18 protein-coding genes are annotated in these 26,611 nt (G+C 71.4%); 9 read left to right on the top strand and 9 right to left on the bottom strand.

Going from position 1 to position 26,611, the window contains the following annotated elements; genetic code table 11:
- Positions 1–335 precede the first annotated feature (335 nt).
- Positions 336–2,123, top strand: coding sequence for a DUF6297 family protein (locus ACFMQL_RS23940; protein WP_378787097.1), 1,788 nt, complete (start codon positions 336–338; stop codon positions 2,121–2,123).
- A gap of 33 nt (positions 2,124–2,156) precedes the next feature.
- On the opposite strand, the gene ACFMQL_RS23935 is transcribed toward ACFMQL_RS23940, so the two are convergent.
- On the bottom strand, positions 2,157–2,648 hold the full coding sequence (locus ACFMQL_RS23935; RefSeq protein WP_364057066.1) for a GNAT family N-acetyltransferase: 492 nt from the start codon (positions 2,646–2,648) through the stop codon (positions 2,157–2,159).
- Positions 2,649–2,845: 197 nt separating this feature from the next.
- Positions 2,846–4,717: a translation elongation factor 4 gene (gene lepA, locus ACFMQL_RS23930; protein ID WP_378787095.1), complete on the bottom strand. Its 1,872-nt coding sequence runs from the start codon at positions 4,715–4,717 to the stop codon at positions 2,846–2,848.
- A gap of 14 nt (positions 4,718–4,731) precedes the next feature.
- On the opposite strand from lepA, the gene ACFMQL_RS23925 reads away from it, so the two are divergent.
- From ACFMQL_RS23925 to ACFMQL_RS23900, 6 genes are all read left to right on the top strand, one after another.
- Positions 4,732–5,718 (top strand): hypothetical protein, encoded by a 987-nt coding sequence (locus ACFMQL_RS23925; protein ID WP_378787094.1) that lies wholly within the window; start codon positions 4,732–4,734, stop codon positions 5,716–5,718.
- A 108-nt stretch (positions 5,719–5,826) separates the two neighbouring features.
- Positions 5,827–6,099, top strand: a complete 273-nt coding sequence (gene rpsT, locus ACFMQL_RS23920) for a 30S ribosomal protein S20 (RefSeq protein WP_364057075.1) — start codon at positions 5,827–5,829, stop codon at positions 6,097–6,099.
- Positions 6,100–6,307: 208 nt separating this feature from the next.
- Entirely contained in the window at positions 6,308–9,364 is a 3,057-nt protein-coding gene (locus ACFMQL_RS23915; protein WP_378787091.1) for an ABC transporter permease, read from the top strand.
- Positions 9,361–11,943 (top strand): FtsX-like permease family protein, encoded by a 2,583-nt coding sequence (locus ACFMQL_RS23910; RefSeq protein WP_378787089.1) that lies wholly within the window; start codon positions 9,361–9,363, stop codon positions 11,941–11,943. Before ACFMQL_RS23915 ends, ACFMQL_RS23910 begins: the two co-directional genes overlap by 4 nt.
- Positions 11,940–12,860: an ABC transporter ATP-binding protein gene (locus ACFMQL_RS23905; RefSeq protein ID WP_364057084.1), complete on the top strand. Its 921-nt coding sequence runs from the start codon at positions 11,940–11,942 to the stop codon at positions 12,858–12,860. The genes ACFMQL_RS23910 and ACFMQL_RS23905 overlap by 4 nt, the downstream gene beginning before the upstream one ends.
- The gene (locus tag ACFMQL_RS23900; RefSeq protein ID WP_364057087.1) at positions 12,857–13,549 is read left to right on the top strand and encodes an ABC transporter ATP-binding protein; all 693 of its coding nucleotides are present in this window, start codon (positions 12,857–12,859) and stop codon (positions 13,547–13,549) included. Before ACFMQL_RS23905 ends, ACFMQL_RS23900 begins: the two co-directional genes overlap by 4 nt.
- Before the next feature lie 105 nt (positions 13,550–13,654).
- Here ACFMQL_RS23900 and ACFMQL_RS23895 read toward each other — a convergent pair whose 3' ends face one another.
- A complete protein-coding gene (locus ACFMQL_RS23895) occupies positions 13,655–15,067 on the bottom strand; it encodes an MFS transporter (RefSeq protein WP_378787086.1) in 1,413 nt (470 codons plus the stop codon).
- Between the two features lie 68 nt (positions 15,068–15,135).
- Here ACFMQL_RS23895 and ACFMQL_RS23890 point away from each other — a divergent pair, with 68 nt between their 5' ends.
- On the top strand, positions 15,136–15,621 hold the full coding sequence (locus tag ACFMQL_RS23890; RefSeq protein WP_364057093.1) for a MarR family transcriptional regulator: 486 nt from the start codon (positions 15,136–15,138) through the stop codon (positions 15,619–15,621).
- 11 nt (positions 15,622–15,632) lie between these two features.
- Here the strand turns inward: ACFMQL_RS23890 and ACFMQL_RS23885 are convergent, their stop codons facing one another.
- From ACFMQL_RS23885 to ACFMQL_RS23865, 5 genes are all read right to left on the bottom strand, one after another.
- Positions 15,633–16,037 (bottom strand): hypothetical protein, encoded by a 405-nt coding sequence (locus tag ACFMQL_RS23885; protein ID WP_364057096.1) that lies wholly within the window; start codon positions 16,035–16,037, stop codon positions 15,633–15,635.
- 688 nt (positions 16,038–16,725) lie between these two features.
- Positions 16,726–17,697, bottom strand: a complete 972-nt coding sequence (gene holA, locus ACFMQL_RS23880; RefSeq protein WP_364057099.1) for a DNA polymerase III subunit delta — start codon at positions 17,695–17,697, stop codon at positions 16,726–16,728.
- Positions 17,698–17,900: 203 nt separating this feature from the next.
- On the bottom strand, positions 17,901–20,411 hold the full coding sequence (locus tag ACFMQL_RS23875) for a ComEC/Rec2 family competence protein (protein WP_378787084.1): 2,511 nt from the start codon (positions 20,409–20,411) through the stop codon (positions 17,901–17,903).
- A 364-nt stretch (positions 20,412–20,775) separates the two neighbouring features.
- Positions 20,776–21,702 (bottom strand): helix-hairpin-helix domain-containing protein, encoded by a 927-nt coding sequence (locus ACFMQL_RS23870; RefSeq protein ID WP_378790202.1) that lies wholly within the window; start codon positions 21,700–21,702, stop codon positions 20,776–20,778.
- Positions 21,703–23,205: 1,503 nt separating this feature from the next.
- The gene (locus ACFMQL_RS23865) at positions 23,206–23,829 is read right to left on the bottom strand and encodes a DegV family protein (protein ID WP_378790201.1); all 624 of its coding nucleotides are present in this window, start codon (positions 23,827–23,829) and stop codon (positions 23,206–23,208) included.
- 46 nt (positions 23,830–23,875) lie between these two features.
- Between ACFMQL_RS23865 and ACFMQL_RS23860 the strand changes: the two genes are divergently transcribed.
- Positions 23,876–24,160, top strand: a complete 285-nt coding sequence (locus ACFMQL_RS23860; protein ID WP_378790285.1) for a hypothetical protein — start codon at positions 23,876–23,878, stop codon at positions 24,158–24,160.
- Positions 24,161–24,461: 301 nt separating this feature from the next.
- Here the strand turns inward: ACFMQL_RS23860 and hutI are convergent, their stop codons facing one another.
- The gene (hutI, locus tag ACFMQL_RS23855; RefSeq protein WP_364057105.1) at positions 24,462–25,670 is read right to left on the bottom strand and encodes an imidazolonepropionase; all 1,209 of its coding nucleotides are present in this window, start codon (positions 25,668–25,670) and stop codon (positions 24,462–24,464) included.
- Positions 25,671–26,611 lie beyond the last annotated feature (941 nt).

The raw sequence follows: 26,611 nt of genomic DNA, 5'->3' as shown, positions 1-26,611 counted from the left end.
CGCATCACCTGCGATCTCCTGCCTTCCCGCATCGGCGTCTCGGCCGTCCGCCAACGCACGGGCATCTCGATGAGCCTTCCGACGTGCACGGCAGCCCTCGGGTACCGTCCTGGCGCGGGCAGCTCGGCAGGCCGTCCCCACGGCGTCAGTTCACGACACGGCGAAGGCCGGCTCCACGGCGTCGGTTCACGACACGGCGAAGGCCGGCTCCACGGCGTCGGTTCACGACATGGCGAAGGCCGTCCCACGCCACAACAACGGGGCCGGAGCGTGCCCGTTCCCGCAGCCGTTCCACCTGACGTCCACCCCGCCGCCACCCCACCGAGGACCATCCGATGACCGAGATCGGTGTACGGGCCGTCCGGGCGTATCTGCGCTCCCGCGGCCCCGCGCCCGCCAGCCTGCTCGACCGTTACGTCTCCGGGTTCTGCCTGCTCATGGCCATCGTGGTCCTGGGGCAGCCGCTGGCGGGGGTGCTCGCGGGGCTGGCCGAGCCGGTCGATCCCGACCGCATGGGAGCGGGGGTGGCGCTGCTCGCGCTCGCCCTGTGCGGGTTCCTGGCGGGTGCGCGCGCGGCGGGGCCGGTGGCGATGTCGGCCCCTGACGCGTCCTGGCTGCTGCTCTCCCCGCTGAGCCGGCGGTATCTGCTCGCCCGTCCGGTCAGGACGCTGGGCTTGGTGGTGCTGGCGGCGGGTCTGCTGTTCGGGGTGGGGCTGGCAGCGGTGCTGGGCGCGCCCGATCAGCTCGTGTGGCGGGTGCTCGCCGCGCTGGTGCTGGGCGTGGCGGCGACCGTGGGCGGTACGGCGCTGGCGGTGCTCGGCCAGGCCGACCAGCCGGAGCGGTTCGGGCAGGCGGCGGTACAGCCGGGACGGCTTGGGCAGACGGCTCGGTCGTGGCGGCTCGGGCAGGTGCAGGCGTGGCAGCTGTGGCTGACCGGGGTGATGGCCGCGCTGCTGGTGCTGGCAGTGGTGGCGGTGACAGGTCAGTTGCGTACGGTGCTCACCACGGTCGCGCACGCACCCCTTGCGGCGCTGGCCGCCGCCGCGGCCGGGGCGGTCGTGGGGGCGGGGCTACTGGCCCGGCACGCGTGGCGTTCGCTCGACCGCATCCCCGCCCGTACGCTCCTGGCCGCCTCCACCCGCGCCGGGCACGTCGCGAACGCCACCACGTCGCTCGACCTGAGCACGCTCACCTGGATCGCCGAGGACAACCACTGGCGGGCCAGGAAGCTCACCTCCCGCCGCTGGCCCGTGCTGCCGGCGCCGCTCGCGCTCGCCTGGCAGGACTGGCGGCGGCTGGCACGCAGGCCGGGACGGCTCGCGCTGATCGCGGGTACGGCGGTGCCGCCCGCGATCCTGGGTCAGGCGGGCGCTCCTGTGGCGGTGCTCGCGATCGCGGTGCTGATGGGCGGTCTCGCCGTGGCCGCGACCGCCACTTCGGGTGCCCGGCGGGACGCCGACAACCCGGCTCTGGCCAGGCTCATCGGAACGCCGTTCCGCGCGACGCTGGCCGCCCGCGCAGTGCTGCCCGCCCTGCTGAGCGGCGTCTGGACGGCGTTGGCCCTGCTGCTGATGAGCCTGCAGGCGGCGAGCGTCCCGGCGGCGGCCGATGCCGCAGCCGTCTTCGCGGGTGACACAGCCGTCGCCACAGGTGACTCGACCGTCTTCGCAGGTGACACAGCCGTCTTCGCGGGCGACTCGGCCGTCTTCTCGGGTGACGCGGCCGTCTTCGCCGGAGATGCGGTCGGCGTCGCTCTGAGCGGATCCTCGGGCGCGCTCCTAGGCGAAGGCGTGGGCGCCGCAGCGGGTCAGGCCTTGCCGGTCGGTACGGCGTGGTTGTTCGGGCCGCTGGTCGGGCCCGCCCTGGCCGCCGGGGCGCTGCGGATGGCCAGGCGTGAGCCGGTCGATCACACGATGCCGGTCATCGAGACGCCGGGCGGCGCTATCCCCACCGGGCCGCTGAAGTGGGCGGCGACGGGGCCGGATCTGGCCCTGGCCGGCAGCCTGCCCGCCCTGGTCGCGCTGACCTCCCCAGGCGTTCCTCTGGCCACCTGCCTCGCCGTCCAGGCCGTCTGGGGCGCGGTGGTGCTGGCGGCCTACGTCCGGCGCACCCGGTCCCGATGAGCGCCGTCACACATCAAGCGGTGCGGAAATCGGTCAGGCCACGTACAGGTCGCTGGGCACGCCGCCGTACGGGATCGTGCGCTCCCTGCGCATCCCGGCCCGCTCGGCGACCCTGCGGGACGGTTCGTTGATGTCGCGGATGACCGCGACCACCGTCCCCAGTCCCTTGCCCACGTCGAGGGCGGCGCGGACGAGTTCGAGTGCGTAGCCGTGCCCCCACGCGGACGGGCGGAAGCGGTAGTAGAGGTTGAGCACGTGCCGGTCGTCCACCACGGCGTGGCGCAGCCCGCCGAAGCCGAGTACGTGCTGCGAGTCGTGGGGCCGGGCGGCCCAGTAGCCGAGGCCGCGCTCGTCCCAGTCGTCGAGCCACAGGCCGAGCATGGCACGGCTGGACTCGATGTCGGTGATGGGGCCGCTGGGGTGGTAGACGCTGGTGCGCGGGTCGGAGTGGATCTCGTGTACGGCGTCCAGGTCGTCAGCCGTCACCCGGGAAAGGACCATACGCGCCGTCTGCACCACTTCCATGCATTCAGGGTATTTCGCCGGGCTCGGCGGGCGGCACGAACCCCGACAAAGGGCGCCGAGGCCTAGCGAGGCGCCCCAGACCCCGGGCGAAGGGCTCAGGAGCCCAGCAAAGCGCCCCAGACCCCGGCAAAGGGCTCAGGAGCCCAGCAAAGAGCGTCACAGCCCCGACAAAAGGCGGCCGAGCCCCGGCGAGTCCCCTACTTCTTGGGCTTGTCGGCGCTGGAGTCGGTGGACAGCGCGGCGACGAAGGCCTCCTGAGGCACCTCGACCCGGCCGACCATCTTCATCCGCTTCTTGCCTTCCTTCTGCTTCTCCAGCAGCTTCCGCTTACGCGAGATGTCACCGCCGTAGCACTTGGCGAGAACGTCCTTGCGGATGGCCCTGATGTTCTCGCGCGCGATGACCCGTGCCCCGATGGCCGCCTGGATGGGCACCTCGAACTGCTGCCGGGGAATCAGCTCGCGGAGCTTCTTGGCCATGTCGACGCCGTACGCGTACGCCTTGTCCTTGTGGACGATGGCGCTGAAGGCGTCGACCGCCTCGCCCTGCAGCAGGATGTCGACCTTGACCAGGTCGGCCTCCTGCTCGCCCGCCGGCTCGTAGTCGAGCGAGGCGTAGCCGCGGGTGCGCGACTTGAGCTGATCGAAGAAGTCGAAGATGATCTCGCCGAGCGGCAGCGTGTAGCGGATCTCGACGCGGTCTTCGGACAGGTAGTCCATGCCGAGGAGCTGGCCGCGCCGCCCCTGGCAGATCTCCATGATCGCGCCGATGAACTCGGCCGGCGCGAGGATCGTGGACTTGGTGACCGGCTCGAAGACCTGCGCGATCTTCCCGCCCGAGGGGAACTCGGAGGGGTTGGTGACCGTGAACTCCTTGCCGTCCTCCATCACCACGCGGTAGATGACGTTGGGCGCGGTGGAGATCAGCGACAGGCCGAACTCGCGCTCCAGCCGTTCGCGCACGATCTCCATGTGCAGCAGCCCGAGGAAGCCGACGCGGAAGCCGAAGCCGAGCGCCGCCGACGTCTCCGGCTCGTAGATCAGCGCGGCGTCGTTGAGCTGAAGCTTGTCGAGCGCCTCGCGCAGCTCCGGGTATTCGTCGCCGTCGATCGGATAGAGGCCGGAGAACACCATCGGCTTGGGGTGCTCGTAGCCGGCCAGCATCTCGTCGGCGGGCCGCGCGGCCGAGGTCACGGTGTCGCCGACCCGCGACTGGCGGACGTCCTTCACGCCGGTGATGAGGTAGCCCACCTCGCCCACGCCGAGCCCGAGCTCGGCGGGCTGGGGCTCGGGCGAGATGACGCCGATCTCCAGCGTCTCGTGGGTGGCGTTGGTGGACATCATGAGGATGCGCTCGCGCTTGCTCAGATGGCCGTCGACGACCCTGACGTACGTCACCACACCCCGGTAGGTGTCGTAGACGGAGTCGAAGATGAGCGCCCTGGCCGCCGCGTCGGCGTCGCCGACGGGTGCGGGCACCGCCTCCACCACGTGGTCGAGCAGCTCGCGCACGCCCTCGCCGGTCTTGCCCGACACCTTGAGCACGTCGGAGGGGTCGCACCCGATGAGGCCGGCCAGTTCTTCGGCGAACTTCTCCGGCTGCGCCGCGGGCAGGTCGATCTTGTTGAGGACCGGGATGATGTGCAGGTCGGCGTTCATGGCCAGGTAGAGGTTGGCCAGCGTCTGCGCCTCGATGCCCTGGGCGGCGTCGACCAGCAGGATCGCGCCCTCGCACGCCTGCAGCGACCGCGAGACCTCGTAGGTGAAGTCGACGTGGCCGGGCGTGTCGATCATGTTGAGCACGTGGCCGTTCCACGGCAGCCGCACGGCCTGCGACTTGATCGTGATGCCGCGTTCGCGCTCGATGTCCATCCTGTCGAGGTATTGGGCCCGCATCGTGCGGTCGTCGACCACGCCGGTGATCTGCAGCATCCGGTCGGCAAGGGTCGACTTGCCGTGGTCGATATGCGCGATGATGCAGAAGTTGCGAATCAACGCGGGGTCGGTCTGGCCAGGCTGAGTGCGCACCGAAGTCCGTTTCGACAGGGTTGAGGTCAAGCAGTCTTTCATGGTGACATGCCCGGGTGATTACCCGAACCGTCATCCGCCGCGGCCTGCGCCTGCTCGCGCTTGCCTTGGCCGTCGTGGTCGCGCTGGCGGGCGTCTTAGCCGCAGCGCTCCGGCTTCAGTTTACCGGTGCACCGGCGGCCTGGGCGAAGAGCACCGGCAACGACGCCCTGTGGCTGGGGCATGCCTGGGTGGACGGCCGCCGTACCGAGCGCGACGTCGAGCAGCTCGCGGCGCGGCTCAAGACGACGGGCATCAAGGACGTGTACGTCCACTCCGGCCCGTTCGAGACGGACGGCCGCTTAGACCCCGCCAAATACCCCAACGCCGGAAATTTCGTGAAGTGGCTGCGTGAGCACGCTCCCGGCATCCGCATCTCCGCCTGGCTCGGCCAGCGGGTGGACGGCTTCCTCGACCTCGACGACCCCCGCGCCCGCGCGAACGTCCTGTCCGGCGTCGCCGCCATCATGAAGCAGGGCTTCGACGGCATCCACTACAACTTCGAGCCCATCGGCGACGGCGACACCGACTTCCTCGACCTGCTGGAGCAGACCAGGCGGCACACCGGCCTGCTGTCGGCCTCGACGCCGCAGATCGAGCCCTATCCCGGCCTGCGCCTGGCCGCCAGGGCCGCGATCGGCCACGACAAGTACTGGTCTCAGGGCTTCTTCGAGCAGGTCGTGGCGCGGGTGGACCAGGTGGCGGTCATGACGTACGACTCGTACCTGCCCGCCCAGTCCCTGTACGGCGGCCACGTCGCCCGCCAGGCCCGGCTGGCGCTCGACCTGGTGCCGGAGGACAAGGCGCTCTACATCGGCGCGCCCGCCTACCATGACCACGGCGCGCCCTGGCTGGACGCCGCCGAGAGCGTGGCGATGGCCGCGGAGGGCGCCCGGCTCGCGCTCACCGACCACGGCAGGCGCGAGCGGTTCGGCCTGGCGCTCTACGTCGACTTCGCCGCGACGGAAGAGGATTGGCGCGAGTACATGACACGATGGCGTTGATTTGAGCAGCCGCCTTGAGTATTGGTAACCTGGCTAACTGCGTGTGGCGCGCCCTCTCTCGAGCCCGCGCGCCCCATCCATCACTCAGACTTTCACCGAGGCTTCTTCGTGGCGAACATCAAGTCCCAGATCAAGCGCAACAAGCAGAACGAGAAGGCTCGCCTGCGCAACAAGGCGGTCAAATCGTCTCTGAAGACGGCCATCCGCAAGTTCCGCGAGGCGGCCGAGCAGGGTGACGTCGAGAAGGCCGTGGCCCTGCAGCGGGCCGCCGCGCGCCAGCTCGACAAGGCCGTCAGCAAGGGTGTCATCCACAAGAACCAGGCGGCCAACCGCAAGTCCGCGATCGCCAAGCAGGCCGCGGCCCTGGCTTCCGCCAAGTAGTAACGGTGCCGTCGCATCGGCGACGGCACCGGCCTCTGAACGCCGTACTCCATTCGCCGGGAGTGCGGCGTTTTTGTCATTTACGCCGTCGTTTTGTCACGGTTTCGATATCACACGGCCGTATCGGGTGCATCACCGTTGCAGAGATCACCTTGCCGCTCACCTGCGATATCCCCGAGGGTGCACTAAACAGTGCAAAGGGGGACGCATGCGGGCGCCGTTGGTCGTCAAGAGGGCGTTCAGCGAGCCGCTGCTTCTCCTGGCCGCGTTCGGCTCGATCCTGCTCGCCACCACCACGCTCGTGGCGCTGACCATGTACGCCTCCTCCATCGCGGAGGCGGGCGTCCGCAGGACGATGGAGACCGCCTCGCACGAGCAGATCGCGGCCACCGTCAGCGCCCCCATCACGGCGGAGACGTTCCCGAAGTTCGACCAGGCCGTACGCACCGAGCTGACCGCCGCCTACGGCCGCGCGCCCGACGTGGCCACCAGCCTGCGCTCCGACTCCTACACGATGCCGGGCCAGGAGGACAGGCAGCGACCCGAGCTGCTGCGCTTCGGCAGCTACGACGGGCTCGACCGGCACGCCAAGCTCGTCAGCGGCGCCTGGCCCCAGGCCGGCGGCGACAACGACACCGTGCAGGCCGCGATCTCGCTGTCGGCGGCATCGGAGACCGGGTTCAAGGTCGGGCAGGAGTTCACCACGCGCGGCCGGCTCGACGAACGCGCGGTACGGGTGCGCGTGGTCGGCGTGTTCCAGCTCGACGACCCCTTCGGGGCCCGCTGGACGGGCGAGCCGCTGCTCAGCAGGGGCGTCGAACGCGGCGAGTTCAGCACGTACGGGCCGCTGATGGTGGCGCGCGAGACGTTCATCGACCGCTTCGCCACCAACGTCAACGCCACCTGGACCGCCGTACCCGACCTGCGCGCGCTCACCCCCGAGCAGCTGCGCCCGATGGCCGCCGCGATCTCCGGCCTTGAGGACCGGCTGAAGGAGAAGGGCTGCGGCAGCTGCGTCGCCGCGAGCCACCTGCCCGAGCTGCTCACCCAGCTCGACACCGCCTCGCTGGTGGCCCGCTCCACCATGCTGATCCCCGTGCTGCAGCTGCTGCTGCTCGCCGCGTACGCGCTGATGCTGACCGCGCGGCTGCTGGCCGACCACCGCCGGATGGAGGTGGCGCTGCTGCGCTCGCGCGGCGCGGGGACCGTGCGGCTCGCGGTGCTGGCGGGCGGCGAGGCGCTGCTGGTGGCGCTGCCGTGCGCGATCGTGGCGCCGTTCCTCGGCCCGCCACTGCTCGCGCTGATCAACCGGCTGCCGTGGATCGAGGCGGCGGGCGTGCGGCTGGCTCCCGAGGCCGACCTGGGGACGTTCCTGGTGTCGTCCGGAGTGGCGCTGGCCGCGGCCGTGCTGCTCATGGCCCCGGCGCTGGCCGGGGCGCGCAGGACGTACGTCGAGGAGCAGGCGGCGCGCGGGCGCGGCGGCGGTCGCGGCCTGATCGAGCGGGCGGGCGCCGATCTCGCGCTGCTGGTCGTGGCCGGGCTCGCGATCTGGCAGCTCCAGCGTTACGGCGCCCCCGTGACCGCGACGGCGGCCGGCGGCCTGGGCATCGACCCGCTGATCATCTCCGGTCCCGCGCTGGCCCTGCTCACCGGCGGCATGCTCGGGCTGCGGCTGGTGCCGCGCGTGTCCAAGCTGGCCGAGAAGATCACCTCAAGGCGGCCCTCGCTCGCCCCCGCGCTCGGCGCGTGGCAGGTGAGCAGGCGCCCGCTCAAGTACGCGGGGCCCGCGCTGCTGCTCACCATGGCCATCTCCATCGGCATCGTGTCGCTCGCGACCGCGGCGACCTGGCGTACCTCGCAGCTCGACCAGGCCCGCCACCAGGCCGGTGCCGACCTGCGGCTGTCCGGCCCGCCGGACGGTCCCGAGCTGGGCGCGCTCGGGCGCGGCACCGCGTTCACCACGCTGCCCGGCGTCAGCGCCGCGTCCCCGGGTTTTCGCGGGCAGATCGACGTGGGCGGCGAGAACGCGATGCTGGTCGCGCTCGACGCCGGCAAGCTGGGCGAGCTGTTCCACCTGCGTCCCGACCTGTCGGCGCAGCCGGTGAGCGAGCTGTCGCGGACGCTGATCGGCGGCCGCGCGGACCGGCTCGAGCTGCCGGGACAGCCCGCCAAGGTGACCGTGACCGCCGAGGCGAGCGCCGAGCTGTCGGCCCGGCTGGTGCTGACCGACGCGCTCGGGGTCTGGCGTGACGTGCCGCTCGGCGTGCTCAAGGCCGGTACGAACCGCCTCGAAGTGGACCTGCGGCCACTGGCCGGGCAGAACGGCAAGATCACCTACCCGGTCTCGCTGCTCGGCGTGATCGCCGGAGCGCCGTCCGGCAAGGCGACGCTCACGGTCACCGGGCTGAGCGCCGACGGCCGGCAGGTGAGCGCGCCACGGCTGACGATGGAGGCCGAGCAGGCCACCGCCGCCGCGTTCGTCCAGCGGCCGCAGCCGGGGCCGCTGCCGGTGGTGCTGACCGCCGACCTCGCCGCCTCGCTGAAGCTCGCCGCCGGGCAGGAGGGACGGGTCAGCATCGACCGCCGGGTGCTGCCGGTCAAGGTCGTCGGCGTCGTCGAGACCATGCCCACCACCACGGCCGGGCAGCAGGCCGTGCTCGCCGACTGGGAGACGATGCAGACGTACGAGCTGGCCATGGCGCAGCCGCCGCGGCCCGCGACCGAGTGGTGGCTGGCCACCGCTGACGGCACCGCCGCCACCGCGGAGCTCAAGAGCCACCCCGAGTGGGACGTCACCGTGCTCGACCAGCGCGCGCTGGCCGCGAGCCTCCAGGACGACCCGCTGGCCAGCGGTCTGCAGGGGGCGCTCATGCTGGGCTTTGCGGCCGCGCTGGTGTTCGCCGCGCTCGGCTTCCTGGTGAACGCGGCCGTGGCGGCGCGCGAGCGGATGTCCGAGTTCGCGGTGCTGCGGGCGCTCGGCGTGAGCCCCCGGCAGGTGCTCGGGATGCTGGCCATGGAGCAGGCGTTCGTCGTGGGGCTGTCGCTGCTGGCCGGCACGGGGCTCGCGGTGGTCGTGGGCGTGCTGGTCGTGCCGCACATCGTGCTCACCGGGCAGGCCGCGGCCGTGACGCCCGGCGTGGTGCTCGACATCCCGTGGGGGGCCACCACCGCGATGCTGGCCCTGGTCACGGCGGTGCTGTTCGCGATCGTCGCCGGGCTGGCCCGCACCGTACGCCGGCAGCACAGCCTCCGGGAGGAACAGTGAGAATCGGGCTGCTCTCCCGGGTGCACCTGGGCCCTCTGGCGGTGCTCTTCGCGCTGACGCTGAGCGCCTGCCTGCTCATCTCCGGGCTGCCGCGGGCCACCGAGTCCGCGTACGACGAGGCGCTGCGCCGCGCCCTGGCCGGCGCGCCCGGCGTGCAGACCGACCTGACCGTCACGGTGGGCACCTGGTCACCGGCGGTGGACCTGCGCGAACGCGCCCAGTTCGACTCGCGCATGCGCGTCTGGCAGAAGATCCTGCCCGCCACGCTCCGCCCGCTGGTGACCGGGCCCGGCCACATGAACGCCAAGACCGCCGCCACCCCCATCGCCGGAACCGGCGGCTCCTCCTACCTCAACCTGGGCTGGCTGTCCGACGCCGACCAGCGCGTCGAGTGGGTGCAGGGCAAGGCGCCAGGCGCGCCCTCGACGATGCGGTACGAGGGCGAGACGATCCCCGTGTTCGAGGCCGGGGTCGTCGAGGAGGCCGTGCGCGAGATGAACCTGCGCATCGGCTCCACCACGGTGATCGGCGAGCACGACTACGCCGCCGTCAAGATCGTCGGAGTGTTCCGCGCCAAGCAGGCGGACGACCGCTACTGGTCGCACCACAACGACATCCTGCACGTGCTCAAGCTGCAGCCGCCGGGCAGTCTCGACTTCGAAAGGCACGCCACCGCGCTGCTGTCCGACGCCGGGCTCGCCAAGCTCAGCGGCGAAGGACGCAACCTCGCCTACCGGTGGACGCTGCCGCTCGATCCGCGCGGTGCGAGCGCCCTGGACGTGCCCGGCCTGCAGGCCGCCATCGCCGAGTTCGGCCGGGTGGTGGACATCCAGTCCACCGGCACCGTCGCCCCGTACTCGCTGGAGACCGGGCTGCCGCACCTGCTCGCCGAGTTCCAGGCGCAGCTGTCCACCGCACAGACCGTCATGTACCTGGTGCTGGGCGGGCTGCTCGCGGTCGCGCTCGGCGTGATCGTGCTGGCCGTGCAGCTGCTCTCCGACCGGCTCGACCACACGCTCGCGCTGACCAGGGCGCGCGGCGGGTCTCTGGCGCAGGTGGCGGGCACGGCGGCTGCGCTGACCGCCATGGGCGTGGTGCCGGGAGCGGTGGCCGGGTACGCGCTGTCGTACCTGGTGCCGGGCACCGCGCGGCCCATCGTGCACGCAGGACCGGTGATCGTGGTGCTGGCCGCCGCCGGGTTCGCCGCCGTGCGGATCGCGCTGGCCCACCGCACTCCGCTGCACGAGCGGCGCGCGGACGTCGCCACCGCCCGGCCGTCCGCCAAGCGGATCACGCTCGAGGTGCTGATCGTCGTGCTGGCCGTGGCGGGGGCGTACCTGCTGCGGGCGCGCGGGCTGAGCGCGTCGGCGGGGCAGGACCCGTTCCTGCTGATCGTGCCGGTCGCGCTGACCGTGGCGGCGGCGCTGGTCACGCTGCGGCTGTATCCGTACCCGCTGCGGCTGATCGTCCGGCTGGCGGCGCGCGGGCGGGCCGCGGTGCCGTTCCTGGGGCTCACCCGGGCGGCGCGGGCGCGTGCCGCGAGCGTCATGCCGGTGCTGATCCTGCTGCCCGCGCTGGCCGTGTCGGTCTTCGCCGCCGTCGTCTCCGACGGCATCGCCGGCACCCAGCGGCTGGCGTCCTGGCAGCGGGCCGGCGCGCCGATCAAGGTGACGTCCGAAAGCGAGATCCCGGCCGCCGTCATCGACGAGATCCGCAAGGCGCCGGGCGTCGAACGGGTCGTGCTCGCGCAGCGGGGCCAGGTCCAGGTCGGGTACGGCGCGGAGCGGGCCGAGGCGCTCGCCGTGAACGTCGCCGAGTGGCGGTCGATCCTGTCCGGCGCGCCGGTGAGCCTGCCCGCGGTGTCCGGAGGCGCGATCGTCTCGCCGGAGCTGCGCGGGCGCGGAACGCTCGACCTCGGCTGGCAGTCCCGGTTCAAAGTGCCCACCGCCGCCGTCGCCGAGTCGGTGCCCGGCTTCTTCACCACCGGCAAGTTCCTGGTCGTGCCGCTGGAGGTGCTGCTGCGCCCGGCCGTCAACACGCTGCTCATCCAGGGCGACGCCGACGTGGCCGAGCTGGCCGCGCTTGCGCCGTCGGCCACCGTGATCTCCCAGGAAAGCGCGCTGGCCGGCATCCAGGACGATCCGCTGACCGGCACCGTACGGGCCACACTGGTGATCGTGACGATCGCACTGGCCGGCTACGCGCTGCTCGCCGTCGTCCTGCTGCTCATCGTCGGCGCGGCCGACCGCGCCAGGGCGGTCTCCTTCCTGCGCACGCTCGGGCTGTCGGACCGGCAGGCCCAGTGGCTCACCGTGCTGGAGGTGCTGCCCATGATCCTCATGACCGCGCTGGCCGGCCTCTGTCTCGGCCTGGCCCTGCCCACCGCGCTCGGGCCCGGCGTCGATCTGTCGTCGTACGCCGGTGACCTGCCCGTCGGCGACTACTCGCCCGACCCCGTCCTGCCCGGCGCGCTGGCCGCGGGGCTCGCCGTGGTCGCCGTGCTCGGCGCGTACGCGCACACCGCCATCAGCCGCCGCCGCAGCCTCGGCGCCGTCCTTCGAGTGGGGGACCTCACATGAACCCGACACTGTCAGAGCTGGAAGCGAAGGCCAAGCGGGAGAAGGCCGTCTTCGGCGGGGACGCGCACATCGTGTGCGACAACCTCGTCCGCATCTACAAGACCGAAGGCGTCGAGGTCGTCGCGCTGCAGGGCCTCGACCTCGTCATCGACAAGGGCGAGCTGGTGGCCATCGTCGGCGCCTCGGGTTCCGGCAAGTCCACGCTGCTCAACGTGCTGTCCGGGCTCGACGTGCCGACCGCGGGCGTGGCCAGGGTGGCCGGCATGGACCTGCTGTCGATGACCGCCCGCGACCGCCTCCACTACCGGCGCTCCGTCGTCGGCTTCATCTGGCAGCAGACCGCGCGGAACCTGCTGCCGTACCTGACCTCGCGGGAGAACATCGAGCTGCCGATGAAGCTGGCCGGCAAGCGCCGCCGCCGCGAGCGCGCCGACGAGCTGCTCGAACTCCTCGGCGTCGCCGACTGCGCCGGGCGCAAACCGCCCGAGATGTCCGGCGGGCAGCAGCAGCGCGTCGCCATCGGCGTGGCCCTGGCCAACTCCCCGCAGCTCATCCTCGCCGACGAGCCCACGGGCGAGCTCGACAGCGAGACGTCCGAGCAGGTCTTCGAGGCGCTGCGCACCGCCAACAGGGAGCTGGGGGTGACCGTCGTCATCGTCACCCACGACCCCATGGTGGCCGAGCAGGTGGACCGCACCGTCGGCATCCGCGACGGGCGTACCAGCAGCGAGACCGTGCGCCGCGAGGGCGCCGAGGGACAGATCATCGCCGAGGAGTACGCCGTGCTCGACCGCGTCGGACGCCTCCAGCTCCCCCGCGACTTCATGAACGCCCTCGACATGGAACGCCGGGTGCGTCTCGAACTCGAATCCGACCACATCGGCGTGTGGCCCGCCCGAGAGGAGCCGTCCGAATGAGTCAGTCGCCCCTGGTCGAGGTCGAAGGGCTGCGCAAGGTCTACCGCACCGGGCCCAAGGAGGTCGTGGCGCTGCGGGAGGTGTCGTTCGCCGTGTACCCCGGTGAGCTGGTGGCGCTGCGCGGGCGGTCCGGGTCCGGTAAGACCACGCTGCTCAACCAGATCGGCGGCCTGGACAAGCCGGACGCCGGGCGGGTGGTCGTGGACGGGCGCGAGATCACCGCCATGTCCGAGGACGAGCTGCTGCAGGTGCGGCGCGACGTCGTCGGGTTCGTGTTCCAGTCGTTCGGGTTGATCCCCGTCCTGTCTGCGGCCGAGAACGTGGGCGTGCCGATGCGGCTGCTGCGGGTCCCTGCCGCTGAGCGGGAGGAGCGGGTACGCGTGCTGCTCGCGCTCGTCGGGCTTGAGCAGCACGTCAACCAGCGGCCGTACGAGCTGTCCGGCGGTCAGCGGCAGCGGGTCGCCATCGCCCGCGCCCTGGCCAACCGGCCCCGGCTGCTGGTGGCCGACGAGCCCACGGGGCAGCTCGACTCGCAGACCGGGCGGCAGATCATGGAGCTGTTGCGGGCGCTCGTACGCAGTGAAGGCGTGACGGCGCTGGTGGCCACCCATGACCCCAGCCTGATGACGGTGGCGGACCGGGTGCTGGAGATCAGCGACGGTGTGGTGCGCGAGGCCGCCCGTACCTGACCCCGGCAGTTGCGGCACCGGTGGAGAGCCGTTCGGCACCTGTGGAGGATCGTCCGGCACCCGTGGAGAGCCGCGCGCTCGCCCCCACCTCCGATGGGGTTTCCGTCACCTGCCGTGAGCACTGGGGGCGACGGCCCGCCTCGGTTTCGGCGCCCAGACGATGGCGGCGAGGTTGACGACCGCGACCAGCACCCCGCCCACCACCGCCGGCGCCGCGATCCCGGCGAGCCCGGCCAGCGGCGCGGCCACCGCCAGCCCGAACGGCCGCGACGCGAACGAGATGAGCTGGTCGAACGACCGCACCCGCCCGAGCGCGTGCTCCGGTACCTCGTCGGCGACCACCGTCTCCCACAGCGGGCTGAGCAGCCCAAGCCCGAACATCGCCACCGCGTAGGCCGCCGCCATCACCGGCAGCGACGCCCCGGCGGCCAGCGCCGCCATCGGGAACGCGTAACAGGCCGCGCCGAGCTGCACCGCGACCACCGGCCGCCGGATCGGCAGCCTCGGTGCCAGGAACACGCCCAGCACCATGCCCACGGTGCCGCACTGCACGATCACCGCCCAGCCCGCCTCGCCGCCCGCCTCCCGTACGGCGACGACGGGGCCGAGCGTCAGGAACAGGCCCGCCATGAAGTGCCACACGCCGTGCCCCGCCACGCAGGCCAGGAACCACGGGCGTTCGCGGACCTCCCGCCACCCCTCGACCAGATCCCGCCCGAACCCCGAGCCTCTGCCGATCAGCTCCCGCCATGGCCGCTGCCTCGATCCGCCTGCGTTCTGTGCCGGCGCACCGCGTCCAGGCCCGGCCGTCGCCCCTTGCCCGGCAAGGGACTCCTGCTCACCGGCTGCCTCTGCGCTGACCCGGACCGTCTCCTCGCTGACCCGGGCCGTCTCCTCGCTGACCCGCACCGCCTCCTCGCTGACCCGCACCGCCTCCTCGCTGACCCGCACCGCCTCCTCCGGAACCGGCGACGTCTCCCGGATGCCGCCGAGGGTCCATGCCGAGCACGCGAACACCGCGGCCGTGATCCCCGCCGCCCACCCGGGCCCGGCGACCACCGTGACCGTCCCCGCGATCGCCGGCGCGGCCACCGCGGACAGGCTCGTCACCACCCCGATCCGCGCGTTCACCCGCAACCGGTCCGGCCCGGGCACCACCGCCACCACCAGCCGGGGCACCGCCGGGCTGCCGAACGCGATCGCCACCCCCGCCACCGCCGACAACACGGCCAGATCGAGCACCCGGTAGACGCCGAGCAGCAGTTCCACGGCGATGATCGCCTGCGACAGGCACCGGGTCAGGTCGGCGAGCAGCACCACGCGTGCGGGCCTGATCCGGTCGGCGAGCACCCCGCCGACCGGCAGCAGCACCAGCAGTGGAACGAGCTCGGCGGCCAGCACCACACCCAGCTCGCCCTCTCCGCCTCCGGCCCGCAGCACCGCCAGCGTCAGGGTGGTCGGGATGAGCGCCGTGGCCAGCGCGGACAGGCAACGCCCGATGAGCAAACGCGTAATCACGCCGCCTGAGGATATTTCGACAGCGAATCTTTCGTCAACTAATTACCTGCTCCCCTATGCTCCCAGGCATGGAGGACTCCGTCGATCGTCACCTGGCCCGCTGGCGCGGAAAGGCGCCCTTCGACGAACGGGTGGAGGCGATCGTGACCCGCCTGCAGTTCCTGGTGAAGCACATCGCCCACACCAAGGAGGCGGCCCTGTCGGAGGTCGGCATGCAGGACTTCGAGTTCGAGACCCTGCACCGCCTCGTCGCCCGCGGCGGCACCGCGACGCCGTCCGAGCTGGCCGCCGACCTCCTGCTGTCGCCGGCGGGCATGACCGGCCGCCTCGACACGCTGGAACGTTCAGCCCTCGTACGCCGCGTACGCAGCACCGAGGACCGCCGCCGGGTGGACGTCGAGATCACCCCCAAGGGCCACGACCTGTGGATGGAGGCCATGACCATCCGCGCCGAGGTCGAAGCCTCCATGATCAACGCCCTGTCCCCCGAGGATCAGGTCCTCCTCGACGGCCTGCTCAAACAACTCCTCATCAACGCCGAGAACCCTCGCTGACGAGCACCTTCTCAGGCGTCGAGCTGGTGATCCGCCCAGACGTAACTCACCGGCAGCAGATCGGCGATCGGCACCATCCGAAGGCCGTCCTGCGTACCGACGATGACCTTGAGCGCCGGGAAGTAGTCGAGAAGGAACTGCCGGCACCGCCCGCACGGCGGCACCACCCCACGGTCACGATCTCCCACCGCGACCATGACATCCAGCTCGTAGATCCCCTGACCGGCGGCCGTACCGACGACGACCATCTCCGCACACGGGCCGCCGGTGAAGTGGTAGGCGTTCACCCCGGTGACGATCCGGCCGTCCCGCGCCCTGGCCGCGGCCGCCATGGTGTGGTTGTCGCCGCGGCAACGCGTGGCCGCCACGCGCGCCGCCGCCCGTACCAGCTCCTCATCGACCCGCTCACCCGGCACAGCCCCACTCCCCGAACCCAGCGCCCATCATCGTGACTCACGGCCCACTGTGCCAGACCCCTTACCCCGCACCGCCTTCCGCCCCGTAAGACACCCCGTACCCCACGCCCTGGCCACCGCCCGAGACGGCGCGCCCGCACACCCACCCACCGGCCACCACCCGAAACGCACACCCACACACCCACCCGCCACCACCCGAAACGGCACACCCACAACCAGGACACCACCCAGCGCGGCGCGCCCACGCACCCACGCACCGGTCACCACCAGGGGCGGCCCGCCCGCACCCTCACCCCCAGGACGCCACCCGACACGAGCCCCCCGCACACCTGCACACCCACCACCCGGCGCGACGTCCCGACCCCGCCAGCGGACACGACGACTTCTCCGCCGACGGGCAGGGGTGGTCGGCGGCGGTGTCGAGGACCCAGCGGGCCACGGCGGCACCGCGACGGCCGGGGCGGGTGCTGCCGACAACGAGAGGCCACGCACCACCCCGCGCAACCCCGAACCGCCGACACCAGCCACGCACCACCCCGCGCAACCCCGAACCGCCGACACCAGCCACGCACCACTCCGCGTATCCGCACTCCCACCAGGTCGCCAAAGCACGGAGCCACGAGGTCACGAGGGCAGGGGCCGCAGTCAGGCACCGCCCCCACACAGCACCCCGCTACAGCGCCACCACTCAGCGGCCGTTGCGGCACGCCACGATGACCTGCACCGTGTGCTCCAGCGCGTAGGCCGGGTCCGCTCCCCCACCCTTGACCTGCTCGTCAGCATGGGCCACGGCCTGGATCGCCCGGGCCAGCCCTTCCGGCCCCCAGCCGTTCAGCTGCCGCTTGACCCGATCGACCTTCCACGGCGGCATGCCGACATGGCTGGCCAGTTGCCCGCCCCGGAGATTGCGAGGCGCACTGGCGACCTTGGCCAGCGAACGCAACCCGCCGGCCAGCGCGCTGACCAGCAGCACGGGGGCGACGCCGGTGCCGAGCGCCCACCTCAACTGCTCCAGCGCCTCCGCCAGTCGCCCCTCCACCGCCGAGTCGGCGACGTTGAACCCGGTGACCTCCGCCCGCCCCTTGTGGTAGCGAGCCACTGCCGCCGCATTGATCGTCTTGTCCTCGGTGTCGAACATCATCTGGGAACAGGCCGCGGCCAGCTCCCGGAGATCGTTCCCCACGGCGTCCAGCAACGCCTGAGCCGCATCGCCCGAGATGCTGCGCCCGGCCCGCTTGAACTCCCCCTTGATGAACTCCAACCGCTCACCGGACTTGGTGAGCTTGCTCACCGTCACCACCTTGGCGCCGGCCTTCTTCACCCCATCGACCAGCGCCTTGCCCTTCACCCCACCCGGGTGGGCCAGCACCATCACGGTGTCCTCGGACGGCTGCTTCGCATACGCCACGATCTCGGCGATGACGTCCTTGCCGAGATCCTGCGCTCCGCGGATCACCACGACGGACCGATCCCCGAACAACGACGGCGACGTCAGCTGCGACAGCTCACCCGTCGTGACCTTGCTCCCGACGAGGTCGTGCACCTCGATCTCAGGGTCGGCGCTCCGGGCCGCCGCGACGACCCCGCTCACCGCCCGCTCGGCCAGCAACTCCTCGTCGCCGACGACCAAGGTCACAGGTGCTGGATCGGTTCCCGCCATGTCAGGCAGCATGCCACGCCCCACCGACAACTAGGTACTCGACGACCAACCCCGAGCCGCCTCCGTACCAGCCCACCTGTCTCGCTCTCGACGACCAGGGCCGTCGAAGCGACATGAGGCCAGGCTCCGAAGAGCTGCAGCAGCCCCTCGAACGCCGACGAGAGCCCCGAATCACCACGAGACACTGTGCGGGCAACCGCGGACTAGGGGCCGCGCGGGACCACCGCCAGGCCGCCACCCTCCTGCTCGACCACAGCAATATCCCCCGACTTGTCCGTACGGTGAACCGTGAGGCCGAGCCGCCGCAGCAGGTTCAGCGTGGACGCCGCGGGATGTCCGTAGTCGTTGTCCGCCCCCACGCTGATCAACGCCGCCCGCGCCCCCAGCGACGCCACGAACTCGGGCGACTGCCGGTTCGACCCATGATGCGGCGTCTTGAGGATGTCGGCCCGTACGGGCATCCGCCGCACCAGCTCATCTTGCGCCTCGGTCTCCAAGTCTCCGCCGAGCAGGATCGACCCGGACCGCCACCGTACGTGCACCACGACGCTCGAGTTGTTGATCGCGCTGCCCTCGCCTTGCCCAGCCGACTCGCCGGCGGCGGGGTCGGGTGCGAGGACGGTCAGCTCCGACGGGCCGAACCGCCAGCGGGTGCCCGGCCGAACCGTCCACTCAGGGATGCCGCGTTGCCGCAGCATGCCGGCGATGCGCCCCTCGGCCCGCGCACTCGTACGCTGCGGGCTGACCACGACGGCCCCGACGCGACGGTTCCTGAGCACGCCCGGCAGACCGTCCACGTGGTCGGCATGGGGATGCGTGAGCACGAGCAGCGGTACGTCCACGACGCCGAGTCTTCGCAGGCACCGATCCATGACCACCGGGTCCGGCCCTGTGTCCACGACCACGCCCCTGCCGGGACCGGCCGCGACCACCAGGCCATCGCCCTGCCCGACGTCGCACATGACCATCAACCACCCCTTGGGCGGCCAAGGCCCAGCGATGGGGCGGATCACCAGAACCGCCACCAAAGCGGCACCGGCCACCGTCAGCGCCACCGCGCGCCAGGCACGGCGTCTCATGACCGGTACCGCCACCGCCACAGCGAGCAGCAACAGGCCGAGCCCCACGATCCCCGCCGGCCACGGCACCGTCGCGAACGGCACGCCCACCGCCCACCGGGAGACCGTGATGATCCAGCCGACCGCGTACCCGGCGGGGATGGTGAGCATCCGCGCCCCGTCGAGCCACACCGGCGCAATCAGAGCGGCACCGAACCCGAGCAGGGTCGCGGGCGCCACCGCCGGCGCGACAAGCAGGTTGGCGATCACCGCGACGGGCGTCAACTGCCCGGCCATCAGCACCAGCACGGGTGTCACGGCGAGCTGCGCCGCCGCAGGCACGGCCACGGCCTCCGCCAACCACCGCGGCAACCGCAACCTCCGCCGACGTTCAGCGAAAACCCCACCACCAACAGCAGAACCGGACGCACAACCACCCACCCCACCACCAACAGCAGGCGAGAAGGAGACACTCTTCCCAGCGGCTACGCCAGGGATGGGGGTGGAAGCGCGAAATACGCCGGGATGGTCGAACTCCCCCTGCGAGGTCTTTGTGCCCGTCAGCTTGTCTCGCCAGCGTGGGGCGAGGAGGAGTATGCCGGCGGTGGCCGTGACGGAGAGGGCGAAGCCGTACGAGCGGGCGAGTTCAGGCACGAACAACATCAGGAGCAGGACCGTGGCCGACAGGGCCGCGACGCCGTCCTTCGAGCGGCCCGTGCCCATGGCGACCGCGGCGGCCAGCCCCATGAGAAGGGCGCGCAGGACGCTCGGCGACGGGCGGGCGACCACGGTGAACGCCAGCATCGCGACGGCGGCGAAGCCGGCCCGTACCGGAAGCGACAGGCCGACGAGTCGGGACAGCGCGAGTGCCGCGCCTGCCACGATCGCCAGATTGGCACCGGATACGGCGTTCAGATGGCTGAGACCGGCTTCCCTGAAGTCGGCCGTCACCTGCGAGTCCATGCGGGAGACATCGCCCACGACCAGGCCCGGGAGGAGACCCCGCTGGTCGGGCGGCAGAACGTCGGCCGCCGCTCGCAGGCCCGACCGTATCGCTCCCGCCGCCGTCTGAAGGCTGGACGGGGGCGCCAGGGGACGGGGCGGCTCGCGGACGAGCAGGATCGCGGCCACCGATGTGCCCGGCGTCGGCTTGGCCAGGCGTCCAGTGACCTCCACCTCCTGTGTGGGCAGGTAGGAGCGCCAGGCCGAGCCCGTCGCGAAGACCGTGATGGGGACATCCACCGCTTGCCGCGACGTGGACGTCTGGATGACCTTCAGTGTCGCCGGGACGACGTAGCTTTCCTGAGCGAAACGGCCACTTTCGTTGGGTCTGCGCCGAGGGTCGTCGGTCAGGGCGATCTGGGCGGTGATGAAGGCGTTCTCGGCGGCGAGCTCGGTGGCCGGTCCGGTGGTGATCGCGTGAACGCGCAGGGCCACAGAGGCGGCCGTCGCCGCCGTACCGATGAGGGTGGCGATGATGACATTGCGCCATCCAAGGCCGAGCCGGCGGGCTGGCTTTTCCGTGGACTTCCGGGTACGCCAGAGCGTCACCAAAGCGGCGACCGCGGCACCAGCGGCGGCGATGAAGCCGACGAAAGCGGTGCATCCGAGCAGGATCAGTGCAGTGGCCCAGGCGGCCAACGCCGGAAGCGCCAAGGGCCAAGCAGGCTCGGGCTTGGCAACGGCGGGCTCCGACGGTGGCCGAGGCACCGGACGGCGGCTGCGCCGAGCAAGAGCGACATCAAGCCTTCGTACGGAGCCAGGGCCGGAGCTGAGGGAACGGACGCGAGTAGGGCCGTGAGCGCGGGCGGAGTCAGAACCAACGATTCGCGCAGGGTCGGAAATATGGAAACGGACAGGGTCGGGGCTGAAGCCTCGGGCCGCACCGGAACCAAGAGCATGCACAGAACCAGAACCGAAGACCTGCGCAGCATCGGCGCCGAGTGCACGCTCAGGGTCCGGGCCGAGAGTGCGAGCGTCATCAGAGCTGTGGGCGCGGGTGGGGTCGGGGACAGGCATGTCAGACGCGGACCTTCGGCTTGATCTCCTCGAACTTCCTCGGGCCGATGCCTGAGACCTCGCGGAGCTGGTCGACGCTGGTGAAGCCGCCCCGGCTCGTACGGAACTCCACGATGCGCGCGGCCAGGACCTCGCCCACGCCCGGAAGCTGTTCCAACTGGTCGGCGGTGGCCGAGTTCAGGTCGAGGACGGCGGTCGCGGGGTCGATCATCGGGGAGCCGGGTGCCGCCTGGCCAGCTGGGGCGCCCACCACGATCTGCTCGCCGTCGATCAGGCGTCTGGCGAGGTTGAGCTGGCCTGTGGAAGCGCCCTTGGACACGCCTCCGGCCGCCGTGACGGCATCCGTCACTCGGGAGCCTGCGGCAAGCAGGTAGACACCCGGCTTCCTGACCTTGCCGGCCACGTGCACGGTGACTTTGGCGGCAGCCGCTGCCGAGGGGGTGACCGCAGGCGGAGGTGTGATCGGTGCGGGCGGTGGCAAGGGTTGGGGCGTCGGCTGCGCGCGCCAGACGAGGAAGGCCGCCACCGCTGTGGCGAGCACCCCGATGGCGAGGAGTGCCCGTAGACCGGGCTTGCCCGGGTCGAGGGTGGGGCTCTGGGCGGCCAGGAACTTCCGGAGAGCCTGGAGAGAGGCCGATGAGGGGTCAGCGGTCGGGGCGGACTTCTGCGCCCGGTCAGCGGATGCTGAGGGTCGCTGTGATGGTGTGCCAAGGTCAAGTGGCGTCCAGCCGTCCCCCGCCGCGTCGAGGTGCGCTGGTCTCGGGAACTGTCCTGCCGGGCCAGAGCTCAAGGGCACTCCAAGGTCAGTGGCCTGGTCGGCATGCGACGACGCCTCAAGTTCCGTGGAAGGACCGTCATGCGGCCACACGTCGAGATCGTCAGGTGTGTGAACGCGCGGAGATTCTCCACGGTCGACTGACGGGGACATGCGCGGCGACGGCCTGCGCGTAGGTGAAGAGTCATCATGTGGTGGGGCCGTCGGCATCGTGAGTGAATCGCGGTGCGACGGCACCGGAACGTCGGCCGCCGCGCCATGGCGCACGGGCATCATCGAGGGGTCTGCCGACAGGGCGCGCTGCGGTGACTCCGTAGGGTCCGCAGACGAACCGGGGTACAGAGACGGACCGGGGTGTGGGGAGGTGCCGGGGGCCGGCGACGCGGACGGGCCGTGGTTCGGGGAAGGGCTGGGGTTCGGGGGCGCAGACGGGCTGGGGGCCGGGAACGGCCCGGAGTACGGGGACAAGCCGGAGTACGAGGGCAGGCCGGAGTACGAGGACATCGCCAGGTGGCCGACAGGCAGGGCGCGGTGCGGCGATGTCTCAAGGTCGGCCGGCGGGGCGACGTCTGACGCCTTCGCACGGTTCAGTGGTGAGTTCGGGTATTGCACGTCAACGGCGTCCCGGGGCGGAGCGGAGTCTCCTAGCGGAGCAGGGTGGAGCAGTGATGACAGGTCGCGTGGCGAGCTGGAGCGCGCCGGTCGTGTGTGGTGCGATGATGCGCCGGTGTTCGCCAGGTCCGCCGCCCAGAAGGCAGCGGAGAACACGGCGATGTCTTCCTTCCTGCGTTGTTCCTCGTCGAACGGATGGGAGACGACCCTGCGTTGTTCCTCGTCGAACGGGTGGGAGACGACGGATGCCGGTGAGCCCGCCACAGCGAGGGCGACGCCGGACCATGAGCTCGCGTCTGCGGGCCCAGCAACGGCGGGTGCTTCCTCCTCGATGCGGTGCGGTGTTTGCGACGGGCGTACGTCAGCGAAGACGGTCGTCGTCGGTGAACCCGCCGCAGCGGTGACAACGCCAGACGGCGGGCCCGCGTCAGCGGGAACGACGCCTGACAGCGGGCCCGCGTCAGCGCGGGCGGCAGCCGGCGATCGGCCTGCGCCCGTGGAAGCCGAGGTCCTCGGTGGCACCGGCTCGGTGCGGGTGGAGTTCAGCGGCGGACTCGTGGCGATGGGACGCTCGGTCGTCCGGGGCCCGGCATCGGCGGGCACGGCGCTCGGCTTCCGCTTCGGGTTGTCGCCGGCGTCTCGTCGGAACTCTTGATAGGGCGGGCGGTGCTTGGAGACCGGCCCGATGCTCTTCGACCGGGTGGGCCTGGCGAGACGGCGACGGGCACGGCGGGCAGGCGCGGTGATCGCCCGTATCCGGAACTCGGCTATGACGCGCTCTGCCGCTCGATCGGGGGTTCGCACGGCAGCGAAGGTACGGCCAGGCGGCGGGCGGGAAAGGGCCGAGCGGCGTTCTGGGGATAGGTACCGGTCTCGGTGCCAGGCTGTGGATGAGGTGATCGGAAGGACGACCGGCGTTGGCTCGGCCCGCCGATGCGCTCATGCCTGCGTCAGGGTGTCGTCGTCGGGTCTGCTGCAGGGTGTCGCCGGTACGTCTGCTCACGGTGTTGTTGCAGGGGCTTCGGAGCGGCCGACGAGCCGGAGTTAGATGTCGCTCGGCGTCACGGTCAGGCCGAGCATTCCCGGACCGACGTGGACGCCGATCACCGCGCCCACCTCGACCACCCGCAGCTCCCCCAGCCCCGGCACCCGCTTCGACAGCCGTTCCGCGAGGCCCTCGGCGCGCTCACGCGCTCCCAGGTGCTGCACCGCCACGTTCACCGGCCTGTCGCCCGCTGCCTCCACGGCCAGGTCCTCCAGGCGGGCGATGGCGCGGGATGCCGTACGGACCTTCTCCAGGAGCGAGATGCGGCCGCTGGTGATGTGCAGCAGCGGCTTGATCATGAGCGCGGAACCCACGAGGGAGGCCGCGGTGCCGATACGGCCGCTGCGGCGGAGGTAGTCGAGGGTGTCCACGTAGAAGAACGATCGTGTTGCGGAGATGCACCGGTTTGCGGCCGAGACCACCTCCTCCATGGGGGCGCCGCCGGCGGCGGCTCGGGCGGCGGCCAGCACCGGGTAACCCAGGCCCATGGCGATCGAACGGCTGTCGATGACGGCCACCGGTACGGGTGCCTCTCTGGCGGCGGCGCGGGCGGACTCGATCGTGCCGGACATCTCGCCGGAAAGGTGGATTGAGACGATCGCCGTGGCTCCGGCGGCGGCCAGGGCCGAGTAGCAAGAGGCGAAGCTGGCAGGCGACGGGCGAGAGGTGGTGGCCGAGGCCAGATCGCCGGTGAAGGAGCCCTCATCGAAAACGTCCGGGGTATCGGAAGGGGCGGCCGTCGTGGTCGAGGAGGCGGCTGAGCTTCCCGAGGGGGCGGCCGTCGTGGTCGAGGAGGCGGCTGAGCTTCCCGAGGGGGCGGCCGTCGTGATCGAGGAGGCGGCTGAGCTTCCCGAGGGGGCGGCCGTCGCGGTCGAGGAGGCGGCTGAGGATCCGGAGGGGGCGCCCGGAGTGCCTGGGGTGTCAGGAAGCGGGGCGGCCGGACTTTCGCAGTGAACGCTCGGCCTGCCAGGCGACACGGCCGGGCCTTCGGAAGGTGTGCTCGGGGTGTCAGCCGGCGCGGCTGGGCTTTCGAAGAGGGACGAAGCGCTCAAGGAGGACGCGGGAGGTCGTGGCTCCAGGGGCTCAGCGGGGTCTCGCCGCTCTTGCGACGACGGCGGGCTGGCGCCGTCCTCCTTCGTACGTGCGCCCTTGGCGATCACCTGTACGGGAACCACGGACACCCCAGGCACAGAACCCAGGTAAGCAGTCGAATCGGTGACAACAGCAACCAAGGGTGGCATACCACCGAGATTAACTACTGAACGGGCGTTCCACCCCGCCACACTCGACGCGGCTTGAGGCCGAAGGACCAGGCGAACGCGCCCTCGTGGTCGGCGTCCCACTGAACGATGTCCGCCAGCCGCCCGGGAGCCAGCACGCCGCGGTCGGGCGCGCCCAGGACCGTGGCGCCGCCGAGGGTGGCCGCGCGCAGGGCGTCGTTGACGCTCATCCCGAACGCCGACACCGCCATCGCGATCACCAGGGACATCGAGGTGATGCCGCAGAAGCCGGGGTTGTGGTCGCTGCCCAGGGCGATCTGCACGCCGTGCTTGATCATCTGGCGGACCGGCGGCAGGTGGCCGCGCTGCAGCGCCGTGGCCGGGCAGACGACCGCCGGGACGCCGTACCGGGACATGATGGCGATGTCCTCGTCGGACAGGTGGTGCAGGCCGTCGGCGGAGGCGCACCCCAGCTCGGCCGCGAGCTGCACGGCGCCCCGGCGGCTGTAGATGCCGGCGTGGATGCGGGGCAGCAGCCCGACGTTACGGCCGGAGGCGAGCACCCAGCGGGACTCCTCCGTCGTGAAGTGGCCCTCGTCGCAGTAGACGTCGACGCTGTCGGCGCCGGCCGCGGCCGCGTCGGCGCACCACGCGCCCACGGCCTCGACATATTCGCGCTGCCTGCCGAAGTACTCGGGCGGCACGACGTGCGCCGCGAGGAACGTGACGTGCACCCGCGGCATCATCGGCTCCTTCTCCAGCTCGCGCAGGAGCCGCACGTCGGCGAGCTCGCCGTCGCGGGTGAGGTGGTAGCCGGTCTTGGCCTCGACCGTGGTGGTGCCGCTCAGCAGCCAGTCGCGCAGGCGCTCGCGTACGCCGTTGCACAGGGTCCAGGGGTCGGTGCCGCGGGTCACGGTGACGGTGGAGCCGACGCCGCCGCCCGCCGCGGTGATCGAGGCGGACGTGGAGCCGCCCGTACGGATCGCCAGCTCGGCGTAGCGGTTGCCGGCGTAGACCGGGTGGGTGTGCGCGTCGATGAGCCCGGGCGTGACGAGGGCGCCGCCCAGGTTTTCCACGTGGTCGACGTCGACGATGTCGTCGACGACGCCCGGCACGCTCTGCGGCAGATCTGGAGCGCGCCCCACCCACGCGATGCGATCGTTGTGCACCAGGATGGCCGCGTTGCTGAGAACCTCGTTGCCGGTCCAAAGGCGGCCGATGTTGGTCAGAAGCCGAACGGTCACCGCATCACCACCCCGCACGACCCCCTGCACGGGTGCAGGACACAGCGCACGGCTACCTGCGCCGCGCCCACTGAGTCCGCTCCGGGTCCGGACGACATGGGGGGTCTCCTGCTCTCATCCGCATCGAGTAGTGCGGTGACCGTATCGCCGGACACATGATCCAGCGATTTCAGTTCAGTTACGTTATTTCACATGTCGGGCTGCTGTACAGGGTTATTCGGAAGAAAGACCATTCATCCCAACCATCCCGCAGCCCTGCCTCGTCCCCACGGCCCCCGCTGACGACTTGAACACGCCCAGTCATCATCCGAAACCTAGAACCTGAACCCAAAAACCAGACCAACGTTAGGTCTGGCCAATCCTAGCAACCCCAAGGGGGCCCGGACCACTGCCGCTTTTGGGGATGTCTGCACGCTTTGTGGAGAGTGTCGCACAACCATAGCGATGGGTACGGCGGCGCGAGTTATCGCAGCGTATGCATAACTCTGGGCGGTCTATCACGGGACCGTTATACGACGTGTGCACGCAGCGCCACCATCACCCGCCGCCCATCCGTGACATGCGAATGAAGTGGCACGTCGATGTGCCGGTCGCATGGTTTGGACGGCATCGCAGGAAGACCCTACGACGGCTCTGGGCGGGCGCCGGAGACGGCCACAGCGGGGACTGGAACGACCACAGGCGGGTGCCGGAGACGACCGCAGGCGGACGCTGGAGACGGCCACAGGCGGCGCTGGACGTGACCGCAGGCGGGCGCTGGAGTGCCCCGTGCGGCCCAGACCTCAGGAGACGGGCGTCGGCAGCCTCTGAACGGTGTGTGCGTGCCGTTGAGGCGTTACCGAAGGGCTCTCTGCGGCGGTGGCCGCCGGGCGGTGGCCGCCGGCCGCGATCCCGAGGCGGCGCCCGGCAACTCTCCGTCTGAGCGTCTTAATCCGGTCGCC

This window comes from Nonomuraea fastidiosa (genome assembly GCF_042751225.1).
Classification (GTDB): domain Bacteria; phylum Actinomycetota; class Actinomycetes; order Streptosporangiales; family Streptosporangiaceae; genus Nonomuraea; species Nonomuraea fastidiosa.
The sequence above is the reverse complement of the archived record's forward strand: the minus strand, read 5'-3'. Positions and strand labels throughout refer to the sequence as shown.

Coding starts and splice junctions, on each gene's coding strand:
- ACFMQL_RS23900 (WP_364057087.1), top strand. CDS start 12,857: ATGAGTCAGTCGCCCCTGGTCGAGGTCGAAGGGCTGCGCAAGGTCTAC.
- holA (WP_364057099.1), bottom strand. CDS start 17,697: ATGGCGGGAACCGATCCAGCACCTGTGACCTTGGTCGTCGGCGACGAG.
- ACFMQL_RS23935 (WP_364057066.1), bottom strand. CDS start 2,648: ATGGAAGTGGTGCAGACGGCGCGTATGGTCCTTTCCCGGGTGACGGCT.
- ACFMQL_RS23890 (WP_364057093.1), top strand. CDS start 15,136: ATGGAGGACTCCGTCGATCGTCACCTGGCCCGCTGGCGCGGAAAGGCG.
- ACFMQL_RS23915 (WP_378787091.1), top strand. CDS start 6,308: ATGCGGGCGCCGTTGGTCGTCAAGAGGGCGTTCAGCGAGCCGCTGCTT.
- ACFMQL_RS23870 (WP_378790202.1), bottom strand. CDS start 21,702: ATGTCCCCGTCAGTCGACCGTGGAGAATCTCCGCGCGTTCACACACCT.
- lepA (WP_378787095.1), bottom strand. CDS start 4,717: ATGAAAGACTGCTTGACCTCAACCCTGTCGAAACGGACTTCGGTGCGC.
- ACFMQL_RS23905 (WP_364057084.1), top strand. CDS start 11,940: ATGAACCCGACACTGTCAGAGCTGGAAGCGAAGGCCAAGCGGGAGAAG.
- ACFMQL_RS23940 (WP_378787097.1), top strand. CDS start 336: ATGACCGAGATCGGTGTACGGGCCGTCCGGGCGTATCTGCGCTCCCGC.